This is a genomic window from Streptococcus sp. Marseille-P6264, from assembly GCF_902460355.1.
Taxonomy (GTDB): Bacteria; Bacillota; Bacilli; order Lactobacillales; family Streptococcaceae; genus Streptococcus.
On record NZ_CABPTO010000004.1, the window covers coordinates 182,742 to 199,424 of the forward strand.

General features: G+C 44.4%; 8 protein-coding genes. 1 reads left to right on the forward strand and 7 read right to left on the reverse strand.

Features of this window, described 5'->3' with window-relative positions:
- Nucleotide 1: 1 nt before the first annotated feature.
- The 6 genes from folP to pbp1b all read right to left on the reverse strand — a co-directional run bounded on the left by folP (nt 2) and on the right by pbp1b (nt 13,077).
- Entirely contained in the window at nt 2–952 is a 951-nt protein-coding gene (gene folP / locus FZ941_RS06960; protein ID WP_187418396.1) for a dihydropteroate synthase, read from the reverse strand.
- 186 nt (nt 953–1,138) lie between these two features.
- Entirely contained in the window at nt 1,139–1,768 is a 630-nt protein-coding gene (locus FZ941_RS06965; RefSeq protein ID WP_148887342.1) for a hypothetical protein, read from the reverse strand.
- A 148-nt stretch (nt 1,769–1,916) separates the two neighbouring features.
- On the reverse strand, nt 1,917–2,588 hold the full coding sequence (locus tag FZ941_RS06970; protein WP_148887343.1) for a CPBP family intramembrane glutamic endopeptidase: 672 nt from the start codon (nt 2,586–2,588) through the stop codon (nt 1,917–1,919).
- Nucleotides 2,589–2,992: 404 nt separating this feature from the next.
- Entirely contained in the window at nt 2,993–6,637 is a 3,645-nt protein-coding gene (rpoC, locus tag FZ941_RS06980; protein WP_015604273.1) for a DNA-directed RNA polymerase subunit beta', read from the reverse strand.
- A gap of 38 nt (nt 6,638–6,675) precedes the next feature.
- Nucleotides 6,676–10,248: a DNA-directed RNA polymerase subunit beta gene (gene rpoB / locus FZ941_RS06985; protein ID WP_148887344.1), complete on the reverse strand. Its 3,573-nt coding sequence runs from the start codon at nt 10,246–10,248 to the stop codon at nt 6,676–6,678.
- A 414-nt stretch (nt 10,249–10,662) separates the two neighbouring features.
- A complete protein-coding gene (pbp1b, locus tag FZ941_RS06990; RefSeq protein ID WP_398587561.1) occupies nt 10,663–13,077 on the reverse strand; it encodes a penicillin-binding protein PBP1B in 2,415 nt (804 codons plus the stop codon).
- A gap of 196 nt (nt 13,078–13,273) precedes the next feature.
- Between pbp1b and tyrS the strand changes: the two genes are divergently transcribed.
- Complete coding sequence (tyrS, locus tag FZ941_RS06995; RefSeq protein WP_148887345.1) at nt 13,274–14,530, forward strand: tyrosine--tRNA ligase; 1,257 nt, start codon at nt 13,274–13,276, stop codon at nt 14,528–14,530.
- Nucleotides 14,531–14,619: 89 nt separating this feature from the next.
- On the opposite strand, the gene FZ941_RS07000 is transcribed toward tyrS, so the two are convergent.
- On the reverse strand, nt 14,620–16,683 hold the full coding sequence (locus FZ941_RS07000; RefSeq protein WP_187418397.1) for a heavy metal translocating P-type ATPase: 2,064 nt from the start codon (nt 16,681–16,683) through the stop codon (nt 14,620–14,622).

A 16,683-nucleotide genomic window follows, 5' to 3' on the forward strand; every position in this document is an offset into this window, starting at 1 on the left:
CTCATTTATACTGCCGTAAATTTAGATCTTCCATTTTCTGAGCCAGTCGAATGGCATCGCCAATCTCAGCCGCCATCCGATGGGCTTCCACATCATGCACCCGCACAGCCTCGACACCCTGACTAGCTGCAATGCTGGTCAAATGAGCTGAAGCAAGGTCTCTGTTTTGAAAACCAGCTTCCGTCTCTGGGTCGGTCTCAAAACCATTTTCCTCCAAGATATTGACCAAAAAGCGTTTGCGAGAGACACCCAGAAAAATGGGAAAGCCAGCCCGATGAATGCTCCCCAACTCCTGTAAGAGCAGGAGATTCTCCCGCTTAGTCAAACCAAAGCCTATCCCTGGATCCAGCATGATTTGCTCCCGCTCTAGCCCAGCTTTCTCAGCTCTTTCCAGTGTCTTTTCAAAAAATGCCCACATGAGCGCCTGAATATCCAGCTGCTCAAAATTTGCTAATTCTGACTCCGTAAAAGCAGGCCCAAAGCCAAAAGTCGGAAAGATTTTCGAGCTAGCATGTTGGGGCCGAGCCATGACTGGGTTGAACATGGCAATAACTGGTGCTCCAGCCTTGGCAGCCACAACTGCCATTCTCTCATCACCCAAGAGTCCTGTGATGTCATTGATGATATTGGCTCCAGCGGCCAAAGCTGCTTCGGCAACTGGTGCCTTCCAAGTATCCACAGAAATGAGGATATCAGTCTCCCGGCGAAGAGCCTCAATGACCGGCACAACACGCCCTATTTCCGCCTCAATGTCCACAAAATGGCTGCCCGGACGAGTCGACTCACCACCGATATCCAGCAGGTGAGCTCCCTGAGCTATCATCTTGCGCGCCTGCTCCAGAGCCTTTTCCACCGTATCATATCTGCCCCCATCCGAAAAGGAATCTGGGGTAACATTGAGAATCCCGCAAAGGGCCGTCTTGCCCTCTGGAGCAAGTTGTCTTAGATTCATCGTATTTCCTTTCCTCTTGCTACTACTGCCTTTCAATAAAAAAGGCACACCCATCTAGTGTACCGCAAAGCCAACAGCAGATGCAGCATCAGTTTTACAAACTGCACTTGATCCTACAAGCAATCCTATCAGACTCTTGTTTCATTTATCATTTTACCACAATTCCACTATTTAAGAAAACACTTTTTACAAACAGAAGGGTAAAAGGAGGATCAGAATCAAATTCCGAAGAAGATGAGCCAGTAAGGATAATTCTAGAGATCCAACCCAAGCTTTTAAGAGCTGGATAAAAGCCATACCTAAACTTAGATAAATCAGAAAACAAGATGATTCTCCGGGATTTCTCAGGAAAGCAAAGAGAGTAATTCCCAAGGCAAGAGCCAAACTTTTCCCATATTTCATCTGCCTATTTTGGTCAACCTGCGGCAACAAAGCCAGTAAGTCCATGCCAAGTAGCAGCAAGGAGGAAGCCAAAAAACTGTCTGAAACTAGCTGCTGCAAGGGTGCTTGCACCAAACTCGCCTGACCGCAAAGAAGAACAAGACCTGCTGCATTGCTTGCAATCATCAAAAAGTAGAGGTAGCGCAAGTGTGGAAATCGCTTGGAAGTACGCAGCTCCATCTTAAAATCCCGCCACTCACGAGAAAAGTAAGAGGCGTACCCAAAAAGAATGATCAAAAACAGAGAGATAACGAGCAGACTAGGCCTTGATAAAACCAAGCGGTTGGTCATTGGCTGAACCAAAAGCAACAAACCCGATTGAAGTAGCATAACTACTAATAAGATTTGGATAGATTTTTGAAATTTGAGACGCATATTTTTCACTCCCTAAAGCTAAGATACAATTCTCATTATAAAGCAAAAGATTCGCTTTGCTAGCCCCTTGTCCTCAAAAGTCACTTTTTATCCCTGAAATGTCAAAAAAGAGGTCAATCTGACCTCTTCATCCATGAATGATATATCGTTAACTTTGTGAGATAAGCATCACCAAAATAGCAATTCCATTTCGTAGCATATGGGCTAAAATTCCCATTTCCAAATGCTTGGTCTGGTAAACTACTAAAGCTAAGACGCCACCCATGCCAGCATAAAGAATAAAACTACCGATATTGGTCGGACCGTGGAAAAAACCAAAAAGAATGGAACCAACTATCAAACCAATCAACTCATGCTGGGGAAATAGCTTTTTGGGAATCAAACCACGGAAAAGAATCTCTTCCAAAATTGGCGCTGAGAGTAGCGTCCCCACAAGAATCAAGATAACGGGTGTATTATGAAACAAGCTCTGCAAAGCAGCCTGATTGGCTGTCGTTCCTGAAAATTGACCCTCTAGGACCATGATAAGTGCTGCAAAGATACTAATTCCAAAAGTTATCAGATAGGATAATATCAACCAGATTACTGATTTTAAATTAAAAAAGCTAAAATCAAGGGTCAGTAAGCCTTCTTTTTTGGCCATTCGCAGAGCATAAAAAATAATCAGAAAATAAACCATCAGGACAAGCAAGGTGTAGCCTATTGAAAAACTTTGATCTCGACCTTTGTAAAACTGGATCAGCACAAAAGGAATTTGAGTCTGTACGGCTAAAAACAAAGCCAGTAAACTATATTCTACTTTTTGCAAAAAAATTTTCATTTTTTCCTCCTTTTACTTAGTATAGCGAATTTTTCCCTTCCTGTACAGCTAAGAGCCAGATAAAATCAAAAAATGCGCCATCATGCTCACTAGGAATCTCCTTCCCTAAGCTTTTGATTCAGTCTAGCAGAAAAAAGGAACGCTAAATTTCCAATTTTTTATATCTTTACCAATGTAGTACACCTAGCAAAAAAGGGAGTGGGACAGAAATCGGTAATTCGTTAGAATTCGATTTCATCGTCCCACCTCCGCATAGTTGAGTAGGACTGTAAAAGCTGATGAAATCAGCGTAGTAGGGCCCACTCAACCACTGCGTCTTGCTCGACAATCCAAAGACAATAGAGAGGCTAGGACTTTTGTCCCAGCCTCTGATAGACTTTTATATTGTAAACTCAAGCAAGTTTTTATGATTCTACGCTTGTTTCAACTTCTTCAGTCTCTGCTGTTTCCACAACTTCATCAATGATTTCAACTTCATTGATTGCTTGTGGTTCCAAGTTACGGTAACGAGCCATACCAGTACCGGCTGGGATAATCTTACCGATGATAACATTTTCCTTGAGACCAAGCAGATGGTCTTTCTTACCACGGATCGCAGCATCTGTCAGGACACGAGTTGTTTCCTGGAAGGAAGCTGCAGACAGGAAGCTATTAGTTTCAAGGGAAGCTTTGGTGATTCCCATGAGGACTGGACGAGCTGTCGCAGGTACACCACCTGAGATAACCACATCACGGTTAGCATCTGTAAAGTCTGTAATATCCATGAGAGTTCCCATGAGAAGATCTGTATCTCCTGGATCCATGACGCGCACCTTGCGAATCATTTGACGAACCATTACCTCAATGTGTTTATCGCCGATTTCTACCCCTTGGCTACGGTAAACTTTTTGTACCTCAGCAAGCAGGTAAGTTTCAACAGACAAGACATCACGGACAGCCAGCAAGTGCTTCGGCTGGATAGAACCTTCGGTCAAGGCAGCACCACGAGAAACTTGGTCGCCCACTTCCACCTTCATGCGGGCTGTAAATGGCACCACATATTCACCTTCACCAGTTGCACCTTTGACAAAGACTTTCTTAGTACGAGTAGAGGCATCTTCTTCAATAGCAGTAACTTCACCCTTGACTTCAGTGATGACCGCTTCTCCTTTCGGATTGCGGGCTTCAAAGATTTCTTGGACACGAGGAAGACCCTGAGTAATATCGGTATTTGAGGCAACACCACCCGTGTGGAAGGTACGCATGGTCAGCTGTGTACCAGGCTCCCCGATAGATTGGGCAGCGATGGTTCCGACTGCTTCACCAACTTCAACTGCATCACCAGTTGCCAAGTTGATACCGTAACAGTGACGGCAGACACCGTGGCGTGTGTTACATGTAAAGACAGAGCGAATCGTCACTTCTTCAACACCAGCATTGACAATCTCACGCGCCTTGTCTTCGGTGATTAATTCATTTGGACCGATGATAACTGCGCCAGTTTCTGGATGTTTAACCGTCTTCTTAGTATAACGACCATTGAGACGCTCTTCCAGTGACTCGATCATTTCCTTGCCTTCTGTAATAGAAGTGATGAGCAAGCCGCGATCTGTACCACAGTCGTCCTCACGGATAATTACATCTTGAGCAACGTCAACCAGACGGCGAGTCAAGTAACCTGAGTCGGCTGTCTTGAGGGCCGTATCGGTCATACCCTTACGGGCACCGTGAGTTGAGAAGAACATTTCCAAAACGGACAGACCTTCACGGAAGTTTGAAAGGATTGGCAACTCCATGATACGTCCGTTTGGCGCAGCCATCAGACCACGCATACCGGCCAACTGGGAGAAGTTAGAGATGTTACCACGGGCTCCAGAGTCCATCATCATAACGATCGGGTTCTTCGGATCTTGGTTGGCAACCAAGCGTTTCTCCAGTTTTTCACGGGCAGCACGCCATTCAGCAGTAACCGCGTTGTAGCGCTCGTCGTCTGTAATCATACCACGACGGAATTGTTTGGTAATTTGTTCTACACGTTTGTGAGATTCTTCAATGATCTCTGCCTTGTCTTCGACGACTGGAATGTCAGCAATACCCACTGTCAAACCAGCCAAAGTAGAATGGTGATAACCTAGGTCTTTCAAGCGGTCCAGCAGGGCAGATGTTTCTGTGGTACGGAAGCGTTTGAAGATTTCAGCGATGATATTTCCTAGATTTTTCTTCTTGAATGGAATATTCAGCTCTAGGGCTTCAATAGCAGACTTGATGTCTTTACCTGGCTCCAAGAAGTATTTAGCTGGTACACCTTCTGTCAAGTTAGCATTCGTTGGCTCTTGCAGGTAAGGCAGCTCTTCTGGCATGATATCGTTGAAGAGAATCTTACCTACTGTGGTCATAAGGATCTTGTGTTTTTGATCTTCTGTCCAAGGTTTGTTGAGGCTATCTGTCGCGATACCTACACGAGTGTGCAAGTGGACATAGCCATTACGCAAGGCCATCACGGCTTCATCACGGTCTTTAAAGACCATGCCTTCACCTTCACGACCTGCTTCTTCCATGGTCAGGTAATAGTTACCCAAGACCATATCCTGAGATGGTGTTACAACTGGTTTTCCGTCTTTTGGATTCAAGATGTGCTCAGCAGCCAGCATGAGGATACGAGCTTCAGCTTGCGCTTCTTCAGACAATGGAACGTGGATGGCCATTTGGTCACCGTCAAAGTCGGCATTGTAGGCTTCACAGACCAGTGGATGCAAGCGAAGAGCTTTACCATCGATTAGAACTGGCTCAAAGGCTTGGATACCCAAACGGTGAAGGGTCGGTGCGCGGTTAAGGAGCACTGGGTGTTCTTTGATAACATCTTCCAAGACATCCCAAATACGCTCATCGCCACGCTCTACCATGCGTTTAGCAGCTTTCACATTCTGTGCATAGTCACGGGCAACAATTTCCCGCATGACAAACGGCTTGAAGAGCTCGATCGCCATTTCACGTGGCACACCACATTGATACATTTTCAATGTCGGACCAACAGCGATAACGGAACGTCCTGAGAAGTCAACCCGTTTACCCAGCAAGTTTTGACGGAAACGACCTTGTTTACCTTTAAGCATATGGCTCAAAGACTTAAGTGGACGGCTACCTGGACCTGTGATCGGACGACCACGACGACCGTTGTCAATCAAAGCATCCACCGCTTCTTGCAACATCCGCTTTTCATTTTGAACGATGATACCTGGTGCATTCAACTCAAGCAAACGAGCCAAGCGGTTGTTCCGGTTGATAACACGGCGGTAAAGGTCATTCAAGTCAGATGAGGCAAAACGGCCACCATCCAACTGCAACATTGGACGTAGATCTGGCGGAATGACTGGCAGGATGTTGAGAATCATCCATTCTGGCTTATTGCCAGAGCGGTAGAAGGCATCCAAAACGTCCAATCGACGAATAGCCTTGATTCGTTTTTGACCAGAAGCTGTTTTCAATTCTTCCTTGAGAGCCGCAATTTCTGTTTCCAAATCCACTTGTTTCAACAAGTCTTGGATTGCTTCTGCTCCCATTTTAGCGACGAATGAACCTGCACCATATTCACGGAGACGCTCGCGGTACTCACGCTCTGTCATGATAGACTTATGCTCCAGTGGTGTTTCCTTAGGATCAATCACCACATAAGCCGCGAAATAAATGACTTCTTCCAAGGCGCGCGGGCTCATATCCAGAGTCAAGCCCATTCGGCTTGGGATTCCCTTAAAATACCAGATATGAGAAACTGGTGCTTTGAGCTCAATGTGGCCCATACGTTCACGACGAACCTTAGTCCGTGTTACTTCAACACCACAGCGGTCACAAATAATCCCTTTGTAACGAATCCGTTTGTATTTACCGCAGGCACACTCCCAATCCTTGGTTGGACCGAAGATCACCTCGTCAAAGAGGCCTTCACGTTCTGGCTTCAAGGTCCGGTAATTGATTGTCTCAGGCTTCTTCACTTCTCCGTAAGACCATGAACGGACCTTACTTGGAGAAGCTAGGGTGATTTGCATACTTTTAAATCGATTTACATCAACCACTATTTCTTACCTTTCTTATTTATCTAATCAGCGACGAATTATTTTTCTTCATTTCCTTCAGCATCAAAAGCTGCTTTAGCTTCTTGAGCCTGTTTTTGACGTGCTTTTTCCAGATCGTCCACATGGATCACATCTTCATCCATGTCTTCATCCAAGTCACGCAATTCTACTTCTTGGTCATCTTCGTCAAGGACACGCATGTCAAGACCAAGAGATTGCAATTCTTTCACAAGAACTCGGAAGGATTCTGGAACACCTGGTTTTGGAATTGGTTTCCCTTTGGTAATCGCTTCATAAGCTTTCAGACGTCCGTTGATATCGTCAGACTTGTAAGTCAAGATTTCTTGAAGGACATTTGACGCACCGTAAGCCTCTAAGGCCCAAACTTCCATTTCCCCGAAACGTTGTCCACCAAACTGAGCTTTACCTCCGAGTGGCTGTTGGGTAACGGTTGAGTATGGACCAACTGAGCGGGCATGGAGCTTATCGTCAACCATGTGGTGGAGCTTGATCATGTACATGACACCGACAGAAACACGGTTATCAAATGGCTCACCAGTACGTCCATCATAAAGAATTGTCTTAGCATCACTATCCATACCAGCTTCACGAACTGTAGACCAGAGGTCTTCTGAGCTTGCTCCGTCAAAGACCGGTGTTGCAATGTGGATACCCAAGTTACGCGCTGCCATACCAAGGTGGAGTTCCATAACCTGACCGATGTTCATACGTGATGGCACCCCAAGTGGGTTCAACATGATATCAACTGGTGTTCCGTCTGGCAAGTATGGCATGTCTTCCACGGGAACGATACGAGAGACAACCCCTTTGTTTCCGTGACGTCCGGCCATCTTATCTCCGACCTTGATCTTACGTTTTTGAGCGATGTAGACGCGAACCAGCATGTTAACACCTGATTGCAACTCATCTCCATTTGCACGTGTAAAGATTTTCACATCGCGAACGACACCATCGGCACCGTGAGGTACACGAAGAGAAGTATCACGCACTTCACGCGACTTATCACCAAAGATAGCGTGCAAGAGGCGTTCTTCAGCTGAAAGATCTTTTTCACCCTTAGGTGTGACTTTACCTACAAGGATATCGCCTTCTTTAACCTCGGCACCGATACGGATAATACCCATTTCGTCAAGGTCTTTAAGAGCATCTTCACCAACGTTTGGAATTTCGCGGGTAATTTCTTCAGGCCCAAGCTTTGTATCACGTGTTTCTGATTCGTATTCTTCGAGGTGGACAGATGTATAGACATCGTCTTTCACCAGACGCTCACTCATGATAACCGCATCCTCGAAGTTGTAACCTTCCCATGTCATGTAGGCAACGATTGGGTTTTGTCCAAGCGCCATTTCTCCATTTTCCATAGAAGGTCCGTCAGCGATAAAGTCGCCTTTTTCAACGACATCGCCAACTTTTACAAGGGTGCGTTGGTTGTAGGCAGTTCCTGAGTTAGAACGACGGAATTTTTGGATGTGGTACACATCTAGTGAACCATCTTCGCGACGAACTTCTACCTTATCCGCATCCGCATAGGTAACCTTACCATCATACTGAGCAATAACCGCTGCACCAGAATCGTGGGCAGCTTGGTATTCCATACCAGTACCGACATAAGGCGCTTTTGGATCAATCAAAGGCACAGCCTGACGTTGCATGTTGGCACCCATGAGGGCACGGTTGGAGTCGTCATTTTCCAAGAAAGGAATACATGCTGTCGCTACGGCAACTACCTGCTTAGGTGATACGTCCATGTAGTCTACTTGGTCTGAAGGGAATTCTTGGTTATTACCTTGGTGGCGTCCCATCACGATAGGCTCTGCAAAGCCACCTTTTTCATTCAGCTTAGAGTTGGCCTGCGCTACGATAAATTCATCTTCCTCATCAGCTGTCAGCCAAACGATTTCGTTAGTTACTACACCAGCTTCACGGTCCACCTTACGGTAAGGTGTTTGAATAAATCCGTATTTATTAAGATGTCCGTAAGAAGATAAGTTATTGATCAAACCGATGTTTGGCCCTTCAGGCGTTTCAATCGGACACATACGACCATAGTGAGTATAGTGCACGTCCCGCACTTCATAACCAGCGCGGTCACGTGTCAAACCACCAGGTCCTAAGGCAGAGAGACGACGTTTGTGAGAAAGCTCAGACAGCGGATTGTGTTGGTCCATGAACTGAGACAACTGAGAAGAACCAAAGAATTCTTTAATAGCTGCAGTTACTGGACGGATGTTGATGATTTGTTGTGGTGTGAGAACTTCATTGTCCTGAACAGACATCCGTTCGCGAACATTACGCTCCATCCGAGAAAGTCCGAGTCGAACTTGGTTAGCCAAAAGCTCACCAACCGCACGGATACGACGGTTCCCCAAGTGGTCAATATCATCCACACGACCGATACCTTCTGCCAAGTTGAGGAAATAGCTCATTTCAGCCAAGATGTCAGCTGGTGTTACAGTCCGAACCTTGTCAGATGGGTTTGCATTGCCAATGATCGTCACAACGCGGTCTGGATCGCTTGGTGCGACAACCTTGAACTTCTGCAATTCTACAGGCTCTGTCAAGACAGCTGAGTCGTTTGGAATATAAGTGATCTTGTTTAAACCATTGTCCAGATGCTCAGCAATGCTGTCAATCACACTGCGAGTCATGACTGTACCAGCTTCGACAAGAATTTCACCAGTTTCAGCATCTACCAGATGCTCTGCCAATGTTTGATTGAGCAGGCGGTTCTTGATGTTGAGCTTCTTGTTAATCTTGTAACGACCAACGGCTGCCAAATCATAACGATGTGGATCAAAGAAACGAGCTACAAGCAAGCTACGTGAGCTTTCAGCTGTCTTAGGCTCACCTGGACGAAGGCGCTCGTAGATTTCTTTCAAAGCTTCATCCGTACGAGAGTCCATTGGGTTCTTGTGGATATCTTTTTCAATGGTATTGCGAACCAAGTCGCTGTCACCAAAGATGTCCAAGATCTCATCATCACCTGAGAAACCAAGCGCACGAACCAAGGTCGTAAATGGAATTTTACGAGTCCGGTCAATACGAGTATAGGCGATATCTTTTGAGTCTGTTTCTAGCTCCAACCAAGCACCGCGGTTAGGAATAACAGTTGAACCGTAGCCAACTTTACCGTTTTTGTCAACCTTATCGTTGAAGTAAACCCCTGGCGAACGCACTAACTGAGACACGATAATCCGTTCACCACCGTTGATGATGAAGGTCCCCATTTCAGTCATGATTGGGAAATCACCAAAGAAGACTTCCTGCGTCTTGATTTCACCAGTTTCCTTGTTAATCAGGCGGAAAGTCACAAAGATTGGCGCTGAGTAGCTAGCATCGTGGATACGAGCTTCTTCCAGCGTATATTTAGGCTCACGGATTTCATAGCCGACAAATTCCAATTCCATGGTGTCGGTAAAGTTTGAAATAGGAAGCACATCCTCAAAGACTTCTTTCAAACCATGGTCCAAGAAATCTTTAAACGAGTCTGTTTGAATTTCAATCAAGTTTGGTAAATCAAGAACTTCTTTAATTCTTGAAAAACTACGACGGGTCCGATGTTTCCCGTATTGAACGTCATGTCCTGCCAAGTTTCTAACTCCTTTTTTATAAAGTACAGAGGGAGGAATCGGAGAGAATTGAGATTTACCGATTATTGAAATAATAACCATCTACCTCTCATATCGTACTCTTCTTCACTCTTACCAAGGGGAGACCCCTTCTACACCATTGACTCTCGTCAAAACAGCTACAATCAGTCCCTTTTGCTAAGTTTTTAGAATCTTTAAATTTGCGTTACAAATCCTAGAATTCTGAAAAATAGACACAAAAAGAGCAGCTAAATCTGACTTATAAAAAGTTTGATTTAACTGCTGCAAGCTTTAATCGGACAATATTTCAATTAAAGCACACGACAAATTATTGATACTATTATACCGTATTTATCTAGAAATTGCAAGGCTTTCTTCTGCTTTCTGAAAAGTTGAAAAGCCGTTCTTGATGTCCTAGTTTCCCTGCCGGTTCCTGCTAGAATTAGTCCCATTATTGGAACTGGAGTTGGAATTAGAGCTAAAATTAGAGGTATAGCTTCCCAAAATTGCTCCCCAAGCTCTCTGATAATCCGCATCTGATGCCCCAATACTAAAGCGGTAGCTCGTCGTAGGCGCGCCATTCTTGGCCCAGTAGCTAGGAACGGTCGGACCGCTTAGATTGATGGAGCGACCATTGATTGTGACGGTTCCTGGTCTTTCTCCCGTAGACTTGAGAACATCAGACTTGATAACACTCGAATCAAGATTGAACTTCTCTCCGATTCCCCAGGCCTCTGGATCCGCTTCATAAATGGCATTGGCCAGATAAGCCATATAGGCCGCATTATTATTGTAGCCTGTTAAGGCAGCCATAGAGGTGTTGTCATCATGACCGATCCAGCCTCCAAGGGTCATCCGAGGAGTGGAAAGCATGAGCCACATATCACCATTGCTGTTAGTTGTCCCTGTCTTACCAATCCAATCTGCACCTGACAAAGTGCCATTGACTTGGCTAATTCTTGATTTAAAGGTCGTAGTTGCACCAGAGTTAAGTACGCCTCGCATCAAGTTCTGCATAATCGTCGCAGCAGCAGGTGAGTAAACTTGAACTGGTTTGGCCTTATGCTCATAAACTACCTTGCCGTCTGGAGCTGTGATCTTTTCAATCATATATTTTTCTTGGTAAGAGCCATTATTGGCCAAGGTCTGGAAGCCGTTGGTATGCTGGGCAACTGAAACCTCGATTCCCCCACCCATTGGTAGGCTTTCAATATCGTAGTTGTCAATATGATAGCCCATTTTTTCCATATAACCTCGGACATTCACACCCTTCTCACGAAGTGCACGATAGGTCCAATAAGCTGGAATATTCCAAGAAGTATTGAGGGCTTCCTGCAGATCCATCATGCCTGTCCCGCGACTGTCCACGTGCATAATCGGCTCACCGCTAGAGAAGTTCGTTGGGTAATTAGAAAGCACACTCGCGCTTCCCATCAGCCCTTGGTCAATGGCAATCCCATAAGCTAAAATCGGCTTGATAGTCGAACCAGGAGATCTTTCCGTATCAAAAGCATGGTTGTTTTGATTAGAACTATAGTCTCTACCACCGATAAAACCAATGATAGCTCCTGTTTTATTGTCCTGAAGGACATTCCCAACCTCGACCATTCCTGTCCCATCATCCAAGAGACCACCGTAGTTGGCAACTGCCTTCTGCATGGCCTGATGAATGGAATGATTGATGGTTGTCGTAACGGTATAGCCACCCTCGCTCAGCTCTTTTCGAGCCAACTCCTGATAAGCTTCAACCGTTGCATTATTTTTTAATTCTTGCTGGGATACATTGTCCCGCTGGATCAAGTACTGATACATGGCCGTCTGCGCTTCTGAAAAGGCTGTATGGTAGAGGTAACTATGCGAGCTCTTTTGAAGGCTCTCAGTCGGCTTAAAATCTTGTGTCAGATCATAGTCTTTGTACTGCTGATAGTCTGCCTCACTCAGTCGACCTGTACGGTACATATTATACAAAACATTCCGAGCCCGCTCTAGACCTAAAGCCATATCATCTGGACTCTTCATACTGCCATCAGAGGCATAGGGCGAATAGACAATCGGGCTCTGAGGCAATCCTGCAATAAACGCAGCCTGTGGAATGCTCAAATCCTTGGCTGATACACCAAAAATCCCTTGAGCTGCTTCTTCCACTCCAGCAATATTTTGTCCTTTGTTATTCCGACCAAAAGGTGCCACATTCAAATAAGCAGTCAGAATGTCATCCTTAGACATATAGCGTTCCAAAGCCAAGGCATCAACAATCTCTACTGCCTTCCGCTTGAAAGTCGGAGCATCTCCCACGACCTGCTGCTTGATCAACTGCTGAGTTAAGGTCGAGCCCCCGCTGGATGAACCAACTCCAACTACAGAACCCAAGGTTGCCCGCAGAACCGCCTTGGGCACAACACCATTGTGAGTTTCAAAATTCTCATCTTCTGTCGCAATGATAGCATTTTTGACATTATCCGAAATCGCATCGCTGGCAACTGGGATCCGCAACAAATCATTATCAATTTCAGAAATCAACTCTCCGTTAGCATAGGTCAGCTTCGAAATCCCAGAAATCTTATTGACCTGACTTACCAGCTCCTCCTGCTTCGGCACGGAGACATCACTAAAAAGGCTGGCGGCATAGCCCAATCCGAGTCCAGCCCCCAATACTATTCCAAAAAAGATAAATACAAAAGCGACATTTAAGAGTAGTTTTACTGTCCGAAAAATAACGGAAACAATATCAAGTACCGACCATGTCTCTCCTTTTGGCTTAGACGTCTTAACAGGTGAGGGCTCCCCCTTACCAAACTGTTTTAACTTTTTTATAAATGGTTTCAACATAGATTCTCCTTATCGACTATTATAGCAAACATCAGCAGATTATATCAAGAAAGAGCTAATTCTAGCGCTTTTACAGGAATTATTTTCTGGCTACTCATTGCTATTTGTCGCGTTTGTGATACAATAGAGAGATAAAACAAAAAAATACTTGAGCAAGGGCACAATCCTTTGCTATCTTAGAAAAGGAGAGACGACTATGCACATTTTTGATGAGCTGCAAGAGCGTGGTTTGATTTTTCAAACGACTGATGAAGAAGCTTTGCGTAAAGCCTTAGAAGAAGGGCAGGTCTCTTATTATACTGGATACGATCCAACAGCGGACAGTCTGCACTTAGGTCACTTGGTGGCTATTTTGACCAGCCGCCGCTTACAGTTGGCTGGGCACAAGCCTTATGCCCTCGTCGGTGGTGCAACAGGTTTGATTGGCGACCCATCCTTTAAAGATGCGGAGCGTAGCCTGCAAACCAAGGAAACCGTTGATGGCTGGGTTCAGTCTATCAAAGGACAACTGTCTCGCTTTCTTGACTTTGAAAATGGCGAAAACAAAGCTGTCATGGTCAACAACTACGACTGGTTTGGCAGCATCAGCTTCATTGATTTCCTCCGTGATGTCGGTAAATACTTCACTGTCAACTACATGATGAGCAAGGAGTCTGTTAAAAAACGGATCGAAACTGGAATTTCTTACACAGAGTTTGCCTACCAAATCATGCAAGGGTACGACTTCTACGTCCTTAACCAAGAGCACAACGTAACGCTGCAAATCGGTGGTTCTGACCAGTGGGGAAATATGACAGCTGGTACCGAATTGCTTCGTCGTAAGGCTGATAAGACTGGCCACGTTATCACTGTTCCCCTTATCACTGATGCGACTGGTAAGAAATTTGGTAAATCAGAGGGAAACGCAGTCTGGCTCAATGCTGACAAGACTTCTCCATACGAAATGTACCAATTCTGGATGAACGTCATGGATGCTGACGCTGTTCGCTTCTTGAAGATCTTTACCTTCTTGTCACTGGATGAGATTGAAGACATCCGCAAACAATTCGAAGCAGCTCCACACGAACGCTTGGCTCAAAAAATCCTCGCTCGTGAAGTCGTGACTCTTGTTCACGGTGAAGAAGCCTACAAGGAAGCCCTCAATATTACCGAGCAACTCTTTGCTGGAAACATCAAAAACCTTTCTGTCAAAGAACTCAAACAAGGACTTCGTGGAGTACCAAACTACCAAGTTCAAGCCGACGAAAATCTTAACATCGTGGAAATCCTCGTGTCATCTGGCGTAGTCAACTCAAAACGCCAAGCCCGCGAAGATGTTCAAAACGGAGCAATTTACGTCAACGGCGACCGCATCCAAGACCTTGACTATGTCTTGAGCGACGCAGATAAGTTAGAGAATGAACTTACTGTTATCCGCCGTGGTAAGAAGAAATACTTCGTCCTTACATACTAAAACATTCAAAATTTATCCACACAAACAAAAGGAGTTACTCTTCTCTGAGATAACTCCTTTTTGCTCATAGTAGATTAAAATCTTCTTACTTATCTATTCTTAACAGAAAGACTACGAAGTACAATTCGCAAAGTTGTGAGGTTATGTAAGATAGAAAGATTGGAAGGACTAAGCCAGTTAAATAAACCAAAGCCAATCAAACTACTATTTACGACGACGGTTTCTTGGATATTCTTCTGAATCAGTTTTTGCAAAGACGATGACAGAGAGTCTAATTCTTCAAAAAAATCCAAGCGATTATCTAATAATAATATATCGCTCATTTGCTTAGAAATATCTGCACTTTCATTCATCACAACACCAATATCCGCAAGGGTTAGAGCTGCCGAGTCATTCAGGCCATCTCCGACCATTAAGACAGTATGACCAGATTGCTGTAACTCCTGCACCAATTCAAATTTCCCATCAGGTTTCAAGTCTGTATATACCTGATCAAAGGGCAAATCTTTGACTAATTCCTCTGTCCTAACCGAGGTATCCCCTGTTGCCAGAATCAATTTTTTCCCCTGTGCCTTAAGTTTATCCAAGGCTGTTTTTGCTTCTTTTCTCAAAGGAGTATGAATGCAGAACATTCCAATCAATTCATTCTGATAAGCCAAGAATAAGAGATTGTAGTGACTCTTGTACTCTTCAATTAAAGCATTTTGTTCTGAACTGATATGAATCTGCTCATCCTGCATCAAGACATAATTCCCAATAAGAACTGGTTGGCCATCTATATGAGATTTGATCCCCTTGCTTGCGATATATTGGAGTTTCCCATGCATTTCCTCATGTTCAATCCCCTCTATCTCAGCTTGCTTGACGATGGCATTAGCAATAGGATGATAAATGTGTTCCTCAAGACAGGCACTGATTCTGAGAATATCTTCCTCACTATAGTCCCCAAAAGGTAACACCTTGTCAACTATCGGATAGCTAGTTGTGATTGTTCCCGTCTTATCAAACAAGAAAGTATCAACTTCCAGATATTTCTCCAAAACATCTCCATCCTTAATCACCATTTCACGGTTCAACCCCTCCTTGATAGCTGTCAAATAAGCTACAGGAGTAGAGATTTTCAAAGCGCAGGAGAAATCGACCAATAGGAAAGAAATAGCCTTAGAAAAAGAACCTGTCAATAGGTAAGTCAGCCCAGCCCCCAAGAAATTATATTTGACGACCTTGTCCGCCATTTTGATGAAATAGCGTTGTTTCGTTTTCTTGTTTTCTTCAGATTTCTTCATCAACTCAATCAGTTGTAAAACCCGGCTGTTCATCTGATTATCGGTTACACGAATGCGTAACTCTCCAGTTTCTAATACTGTATTTGCACAAACCAAATCAGACTCTCTTTTTTCAACTGGAAAACTCTCTCCCGTCAAGGAACTTTCGTTGACCATACCTAAACCTGAAACTACTTGTCCATCAAACAGAATTTCATTTCCTTGAGATAAGACCAAAACATCTCCTATTTGAACATCGGAACTCTTGATACTAACAACCGTATCGCCCTGTACTAGGAATACATCGCTCTCTTTTGCAAGAAGACTCTGTTCTAAATCTGTTGCAGTTTTTTTCAAGGACCACTGATCTAAATGATTCCCCAAATCAAGCATAAACATGATGTTGCTAGCAGTCTTGGATTGATTCATGAACAAGGACAATAAAATCGCCGAGCAGTCCAAGACTTCCATCGTTAGTTCCTTACGCGCTAGTGTTTGATAGGCTTCTCTAATATAGCCAAAAGCCTGATAACAAGTCCATATATAGCGAATAGGATACGGCACAAAACTACGAAAAAGTACACGCTTAACCGCTGCACCTGAAACAATAGAATAAGCACTCTCTTCTCTACGAATGGGAAGAGTCATCAAGTCCGAAACTTTCCCCTTATCAATTCTTTTTAAAAAGGCCTCTGCATTTTCTAATACAGAGAAGCCCTCTTTCATACGTAGAGTAAAGTGCTGCTGATCTATATAAAACTGAATAGAGTCGATCCCTTTTTCATCTCTAGCCAAGGAACGAAGATAATCTTGAATATCCAAGGTCAGTGAAAAAGAGGATGATAATCGGATATGTTGGTATCCTCTATGTAGCACTTTAAAAGACAT

Excerpts from the sequence above, each read along its gene's own strand:
- folP (WP_187418396.1), bottom strand. The coding sequence starts at position 952 with ATGAATCTAAGACAACTTGCTCCAGAGGGCAAGACGGCCCTTTGCGGG.
- FZ941_RS06965 (WP_148887342.1), bottom strand. The coding sequence starts at position 1,768 with ATGCGTCTCAAATTTCAAAAATCTATCCAAATCTTATTAGTAGTTATG.
- FZ941_RS06970 (WP_148887343.1), bottom strand. The coding sequence starts at position 2,588 with ATGAAAATTTTTTTGCAAAAAGTAGAATATAGTTTACTGGCTTTGTTT.
- pbp1b (WP_398587561.1), bottom strand. The coding sequence starts at position 13,077 with ATGTTGAAACCATTTATAAAAAAGTTAAAACAGTTTGGTAAGGGGGAG.
- tyrS (WP_148887345.1), top strand. The coding sequence starts at position 13,274 with ATGCACATTTTTGATGAGCTGCAAGAGCGTGGTTTGATTTTTCAAACG.
- FZ941_RS07000 (WP_187418397.1), bottom strand. The coding sequence starts at position 16,683 with ATGTCTTTTAAAGTGCTACATAGAGGATACCAACATATCCGATTATCA.